This is a genomic window from Bacteroides neonati (assembly GCF_000499785.1).
In the GTDB taxonomy this organism is placed as follows: Bacteria; Bacteroidota; Bacteroidia; order Bacteroidales; family Bacteroidaceae; genus Bacteroides; species Bacteroides neonati.
In genome coordinates this window covers 762,720-770,604 of the sequence record NZ_HG726019.1, presented here as the reverse complement: position 1 = coordinate 770,604, position 7,885 = coordinate 762,720, and the positions used below count along the sequence as shown (strand labels likewise).

Sequence of the window (7,885 nt, the reverse complement as noted above, 5' to 3'; positions counted from 1 at the left end):
TTGTTGTATATCCTCTACGGTCAATAGGTCGCCATTGTAGATAAGCGGCTTTTGACAGATATCGGCGAAAGCGGCAAATGCATCGAGGTCGACTTCTCCTTTGTATTGTTGTTTACCTAAGCGTGCATGCAAGGCAATATGCTCCAATGGCAGATCATTGAGTAGCGGCGCCAACGCCAAGCACTCTTCAGGGTTTTCCCAACCAAGGCGCATCTTGACCGAGAAACGAATCTCGGGGTACTGCTCAACAATGGCAAGCAAGGCCTTTACCTCTTCGGGATAAGGAAGCATGCCCGAACCGTTATGTCGTTTGGCCAATATCGGAAACGGACAGCCTAAATTGATACTCACTTCCCGGTACCCCTTCTCGATGAAAAGGGCTAAAATCGTTTTCGCCTTCTCTACGTCCGAGGCTATTAGCTGTGGTACGAGATGTGCTACATGATTGTTTTCAGGCTCAATATCGCGAGTGTCTTTCCGACGGAACTCTCCCCGTTCTATGCGAACGAAAGGGGTATAATAGGTGTCGATGCCACCGAATACAGTGGCATGTGCATCGCGATAAGGTGCTTCTGTATAACCCTGCAAAGGGGCGAAGTGAAGTGGAGTCATAATAAACGTGCATATTGAATTTGAGACAAAGATACGTAAGTTCGAGAAAATACGTACTCTTTGTCTCTTATTTATGCTTATTTGTCTGCTGTGATGACAAATCTTCGCAGGTAAACCTCTTGCTCGCGATTGCTTGTATTCGTGAAACGTACGGCTTTTATCGGGCTATTTTGCAAATCTACTGTCACTTTATTGTTCTCTTGCTTTAGTTTAGCGAGGGTCCAGTTCACTCCGTCGGGCGATACTTCAAGGCTTCCCCAGGTTGCCACCTCTTTTACACCCAGATCCATCTCGATGTTTTTGCCTGTATACGGGCGTTCCAACTCAATGGTGAGTGTTCCCGAAGCCGGCCATTTAACTGTTTCGAGCAGAGGAGAGATCATGATACGGTTTGTTTTGATCTGCAACGGCTGATATTTTAGTTGCTCTATATTGGTAACCAACTTATGAGGCGAATAGGAGGTCGTTGCATTGAGTTGTGTGCCGTATTTCTCATTGTACCGTTCGGTAGCCATTGAGAATGTTTTGTCGATCAGTGGTTGCAATACTTTGGTGCCGACCTTAACTCCCGGTTGATATGGATTCTGGTTGTACGTTTGATCGATCCCGAAGCTGAGTTGCTGAAGGGCTTTGATGTGCTTATACTTATTCGTAAACGTGGTTTGGTCGTTGTTTTGATAGGCTGCGGCGAGAGTAAGAACCTCTTGCCCCATTTGTCCCATCAACTTAAACTGCTGTAACCAAGGGGTCATTTCCTGAATCAATGGTTCGTTCTCTTTGTTGACCAATAGCAGATCGGCCGATTCGACGATGCGTTCAAACTCTTTCTGCAAACTGTCTGCTTCTGCTGTATGGTAGGTACCTTGCGTATAGTGAGTCAGGAAGCGGTCTGCCAAAGGTTGTAGTTGAACAGACTCTTCGCGGCGATAACGATGCCCGTTGTTTCCTAAATCGGAGTTATGGTTGGCAAATGTTTGTAAGGCAGCGGCATCTTGTGGCAAGAGCGTACGGATGGCTCGCTCCCATGCCTCTTGCGGATTATACTTGAGCGGATTCCATGCATAGTCTGCTACTCCGAAGATGGCTATCTTGGATGCTTCCGGATGTTCCATCGGATTGCTGACAAACCCCGACATCTGGTTGGCTATTTGAGTATCGTTGCCATAAACAGCACCCATCAATAAATGATCGCGTACATAGTCCGATACCGGGAAGTTCCACCAGATATATGCCGGGCGTTGAATACGCTCATTGATCCATGCGATGCCTTCGCTGCTTATATCGGATACTACGCGATCGCCTGTCCACATAATCTGGACTGACTTATTCAGCTTCTGCCCCAATGTAGTCAGGTATCCTTTGGCAGGGTTCGACCAGCTTTTGTTATATTCGGTAGGGCACATAATAAGCGGAGTAACATCTTTTTTAACCTTCACGAAATGGTCATCGAGGTAATTGAGCAATTCAGCCTGACGGTCGGGATTGGTACCTTCGCCCGAAATATCGTCGAAGAATACGGCAAACGAGCGTACACCGAGTTCGTACATCTTTTCAAACTTCGCGATCAGCAGGTTGCGATCGGTATCGTTCCATTGAATGTCTTGTCCCGGGTGGATAGCCCATACAAAGTCCACTTCGTTTTCGTGGGCACTTTGTACCAGTTCGGCCAGTTGCTTTGCTTCTTTCTCGGGATAGGGCAATCGCCAGTTTGGTGCGCTGTGATACGGATCATCTTTAGGTCCGTAGATATAGGTATTCATTTTGTTTTCGCCATAAAATTGTAGTTGACGCAGGCGTGCTTCGTGGCTCCATGGAGTTCCGTAGAAGCCTTCGACAACTCCCCGGAAGCGGATGGCGGGGAAGTCTGTTATCTCTATCTCGGGCAACTGATTGTCTTTTAGCAACTGGAGTAATGTTTGCATGGCATAGTAAGTGCCCCGTTCGTTGTTTCCGGCTATAACCAGTTGCTTGTTGTCTATCTTTAAATAATACCCTTCGGCCTGTGTCGGAATAAAGCGGTTGAAGGCTCGAATCGATTTATCTCCCTTTTCACCGATAAGAATACGAAATCCTTTCTTGCCAGGCTGCGAACTGAGCAACGATTGTAGTTTGGAAACGGCTATCGGGTTAGCCTCTTCGGCACCTGTGAGTGTATAGGTGGTGGGTAGGGTAATTCTTTTGCCGGTTGTGGCTATTTGCTGTGGTTGCGGCTGCACGTTGATTGTTTGTGCAAGAACGATGCTGTTGAGAAGCAATGTTCCGATGAAAAGGACACTTTTCTTCTTCATGATACTAATTAATTATGTGTTTATTCAATGATTATGTTTGTAAAAATACAGGGATACCTGCGTATAAAAACGTAAGTATCCCTGTATTATTGTATGTATTAGCAAATTGATTGCTTAATATCCTGCATTGTTTGCCCAGCCGGTCATGTCGATTTGTGTATATGGAATGGGTAAATAATAGTGATTGTTGGCTTTGAATAGTGATGTTGCATACTTTTCGGGCTTAACCTCGCTAAGCTTTTCGCGTCGTACAAGATCAAACCAACGTTTAAACTCTGCCACAAACTCCCAGCCACGTTCTGCAAAGACGGCTGTATCAAAAGCTTTAGAGTCCGTCGTGGTAGTCAGTGTGGCTACCCCTGCACGAGTTTGTACCTCTTGTATGCATTTTAAGGCGAGTGGATTCACTGTACCTGTTGCTAAATTAGAGGCTTCTGCGTACATAAGCAATACATCGGCATATCGATAGAAAGGGGTAATTCCGTTGCTTAGTGGGCTATTGGCAGGAGCTCCTTCGTTGTAATCATAATACTTTGAGATAGCCGGTAATCCGTCTTTGCTCTGCTTGTAATTGACTGTCTTGGTGGAAGAAACCGGCCATTCAAGCATATAATTCCATACTTTACGTTTGCCCTCCGGGTATTTTAGCATAAAAGCTTCGCTTCCATAATAATCGGCCCATCCTGCTTTGGGAGAGAAGTCTACCGGATAGAACGACTTACCGTATTGGCTGGGCACTTTCAGTGCTGCGGAATGATGCATAGCGAACATATGCTCATTGGTGTTGCCTTTCAGTGCCTCTTTCCATAAATCGCTATACTCTTTGGATAAGCTCAAACCGGAGTGCTTGATAATATCCTCTGTTTCGGTAGCTGCAAGTGCATAGTACTCGGTTCCTTTTTTCAAGGGCCATCCGGCCATAGTCATATAGATATCAGCCAAACAAGCCTTGGCTGCCCATTTGGTTGGAGAGGCACTGGTTTTCGTACGGCTCTTTTCGGGCAGCCAAGCTACTGCTTGCTTCATACTTGGCACGATCGCTTTTTCATAGAGCTCTGCGACGGATATGCGGGGCTGATTCACCGAAACAGTCGAGTTGTCCAGAATCAGTGGAGCATCACCGAATAGGCGGGCGATATAAAAATAACACAATCCGCGGAGAAAATAGGCTTCGCCTACGATTGACTGTAACTCTTTTGCTTTGGCTTCGTTCTCGGTGCCGGTAGGAATCGGAGTACCATTTATAATTTTATTGCTATTGATAATGGTTGTGTAAAAACAACTCCAAGGGACAAAAAAGTCATCGTTATTTGCAAACAGATTAGGAATAAGGTCGGTATAATAGTTTAAAACGTTGCCGGATTTCGTTGGAGATCCGACAATATCATCGGCTAATACGTTGATACGCATGATCCGGCAATTAAAACCGTAGTTTTCTTGCCAGAGATTATTGTATAGTCCTGTTACGCTTCGTGCTACCGATGCGGCATCTTTGGGCGTTTCGATATACTCTTCCTCGGTTATAAATGACTTTGGCTCTTGGTCAAGGTCTACACATGAAGTGGCGAGCAGCAACACACTAGTTAGTATGGTATATAGTATTCTTTTCATATAGCTGATTCTTAAGTTTATTAAATGTATTCAATTAAAAAGAGAAGTTTACACCAATTAGATAGTTACGGCTGTTAGGATATGCTCCCCAATCGACTCCTTGTGTAAGTGGTGAACCCATAGTTGCTTCGGGGTCGAGTCCCGAATAATTTGTGATATGAAATGGATCTTGTATAGAACCATATACACGTAAGGTCTCTATCCCTATCGATTTGCAAATAGTTGCCGGTAATGTATATCCGACTGTGATGCTTTTTAGTTTAACGAAGCTGCCTTTTTCTACAAATCGACTGTTAAATGATTTGATAGGTGATTTCTCATAAATGAATCCAGGGATATCAGTATTTGTATTATCTTTAGTCCATCGATTCAGAAAGGCTCGTTTTGGGGTAATACTCTCCATATTCTGCCCCGATACCGTATTATAGCCTATCTGATCTGTCGCATTATAGATATCGAATCCGTGAAAGCCTACGATGAATAGGGATAAATCAAGGTTTTTATAACTGATGTTGTTACTCCAGCCCCAATTAAACATAGGTTGTCCGTTGCCGATAATGCCCATGTCGTCATTGTTGATTTTGCCGTCAAGATTTACATCTCTATATTTGGCAACACCTGCTTGGATATTATAGGTTGCTCCGTTCGTTTTACCGTTTGGATTACCTTTTGCATCGATGAATGGGGCATTAATTTCACTTTCTTGCCATACGCCCTCGTATGTATGCCCCCAGAATGTACCTAACTTTTCGCCTTCGATCATTTTGAATAACTGATTCTCAAAGCTACCGGCTTGCTGCTGTGTTTTATCGAGTGTGGGGATACGGCTAAAAGTTCCTTTGTTATGCGATAGTGTTACATCAGTTTGCCACTGCCAATGGGTGGTAGTGAGTAGCGTAGCTCCAATGGTGAATTCGATACCTGTGTTTCGAATTTCACCTGCATTGCGAAGGATGGAAGGATAGCCCATGTGTACCGGTTGTGCTAACTCTAACAAGATGTCTTTGGACCGTTTATCATACCAGTCCATGCTTAATCTGAAGCGTCCATTGAGGAGTGATAAATCAATACCCGCATTGATCTGATCATTGCGTTCCCATTTCAAGTCGGGCGAATAGGGGCGTCCGGCCGAATAGGAGGTGGTACCATCGGCGTTGGGTTTAGGTTCCATCTTTGAGTAGATACGATAAGGAGCCACCGATTGATTACCTACCGATCCGTATCCGAGGCGAATTTTGAATTGATCAATCAGTTCTACGTCTCGCATAAAGGCTTCTTGCTTTATGTCCCAAGCAATGGCGGCCGAGGGGAAATAGTCCCACTTTTGAGCCAAACGCGATGAGCCGTCGGCACGAATGGAGGCTGTTAACATGTATCGGTTCATAAATACATAGTTCACCCGGAACATACCCGACATAAGTGTGGTAATTTCACGGTTCGAAGAACCTTTGAATTGATCCGCCCAACCCAATGCATCCGAACCCAGACGATCGGCGAAGGATAGATTCGATGCATCCGTACGGTGCCAATATTCATTGTTGTACGACTGTTCGAAAACAGCGGTAGCATTAATACGGTGATTCTTATTAAACTCTTTTACGTAGTTTAAGGTGTTGGTATTGAGCCAACCCATATTCCACTCGCTGCGTGCATTGGCAATGGTCTGACTGTTTTTCGAATAATTGTAGCTTCGTTCGCCCTGACTGTCTGTTGCCAGTCTATTCTCGAAATCAACTCCCAACTGTGTGCGAAAGGTCAATCCATCCAGAATGGAGAAGTCTACGTACCCCTGTAAGCGGCTATTCAGTTGCTGATTGTTGTTATTGGTTTCATTGATATGTCCCATTGGGTTATATGTGGCGTTGCCGTTCATCGGAAACCGATTGTTATAATCACCGTTTTTGTCGAAAGGCTCTACTGTATTGGGGAAGTACATTGCATGTAGGATGAGTCCGTCGTATTGTGTAATACGCGGCCCGCTCGACTGATTGTAATACCCATAAAGATTCATACCTGCTTTCATCCATTTACGGATTTTGGTATCTACTTTCAAGCGATAAGAGAAAATATCGTTTTTAGACTTCTTAATCACACCTTCGTTTCCCTCGTATCTTAATGAGGCCAGAAAGGTGGTTTTCTCGCCGCCGCCGGCAACGGATAGTTCGTAATTCTGTGCCATAGCCGGATCGTTGAACATTCCTTTGGCATAGTTGAATCCGGCAGTGCCTTCTTTGAACGCGGCCAGTTGAGCATCATTGTAATATACTATAGCAGGTTTGTTCTGCGATAGGGAGTACTCTTTTCCGTAGTCGTTGGCTAGGTTGGCAAATTCGTATGGAGAGAGTGTCTCAGGATATTTGGCTACGGTTTTAAGATTAACGAAGCCATTGAAGGAAACGGTCAGTTTGTCTTTATTCGGAGTACGGGTTGTTACCAGTATAACACCGTTGGCACCGCGCGAACCATATACGGCTGTGGCTGAGGCATCCTTCAGCACCTCGATAGACTGAATGTCGGATGGATTAAGCGATTTGAGCGAACCACCGATGAATCCGTCGATAACCACCAATGGTCCCCCTTCGGCAGTGATTGAGTTGATACCCCGCACACGAATGGTGTTGTCTTTGCTCGGGTCTCCCGATCCTGAAAGGACTGATACGCCCGCCATGCGTCCTTGTAGCGCATCACTCACGTTGCCCGAAGGAGTACTCTTCAACGCGTCCGACGCTTTCACCGAAGCAACCGAGCCGGTCAGGTCACTCTTGCGCTGTACACCATAGCCTACCACGACTACTTCGTCGAGTGCTTTTGCGTCTTCGAGCAGTTTAATCGCAAAGCTTTTCTTTCCGTTGACGGAGATGGCCTGCGAAATATAGCCGATATAAGAGACGGTGATAGTACCGTTATTGGGTACATGGGTGAGAGTAAATGCACCATTCAGATCGCTGATGGTACCGTTTGACGTTCCGTTGACAAGAACAGAGGCACCGATCACCGGCTCTCCCGAGGTATCAGTAATCACTCCTGTAATTGTACCGGTCTGCTGAGCAGTAATTTGCAGGGTTAGCATGCAAAACAGTAACAGACTCCATAATCGCTTTGCGATAATGCAAGTTTCTTTTTTCATACGATAGATATTTAAGTGTTGAACAAATAGAGATTTGTGTTTCTATGCTGTAAAAGTAAGGATCACTCATTGAATCCATGTTATTGAATCGTTCGTAAGTACTACAAATTAGTACAAGGGTTTTATTCGTATGGGGAGAGATTGCGAATTGTTTACATGTTGAATAGGCGTGTGCACTGATATATGAATAAAAGAAGCTCCTATCTTACTGAAAATGAGCGATTAAAAGAGTACGTTATTATAGGAT

4 protein-coding genes are annotated in these 7,885 nt (G+C 44.9%); all 4 read right to left on the bottom strand.

The genetic code is table 11. The features are described from left to right. A partial coding sequence (locus TY03_RS03040) for a tRNA-dihydrouridine synthase family protein (RefSeq protein ID WP_042367189.1) occupies positions 1-612 on the bottom strand: 612 nt, incomplete at its 3' end. 77 nt (positions 613-689) lie between these two features. Then, complete coding sequence (locus TY03_RS03035) at positions 690-2,900, bottom strand: beta-N-acetylglucosaminidase (RefSeq protein WP_042367187.1); 2,211 nt, start codon at positions 2,898-2,900, stop codon at positions 690-692. A gap of 114 nt (positions 2,901-3,014) precedes the next feature. Then, positions 3,015-4,511 carry a RagB/SusD family nutrient uptake outer membrane protein gene (locus tag TY03_RS03030; protein WP_042367186.1) on the bottom strand — a complete coding sequence of 499 codons (1,497 nt, stop codon included), beginning with the start codon at positions 4,509-4,511 and terminating at the stop codon, positions 3,015-3,017. 34 nt (positions 4,512-4,545) lie between these two features. Further along, positions 4,546-7,638, bottom strand: a complete 3,093-nt coding sequence (locus TY03_RS03025) for a SusC/RagA family TonB-linked outer membrane protein (RefSeq protein WP_042367184.1) — start codon at positions 7,636-7,638, stop codon at positions 4,546-4,548. Positions 7,639-7,885: the final 247 nt, after the last annotated feature.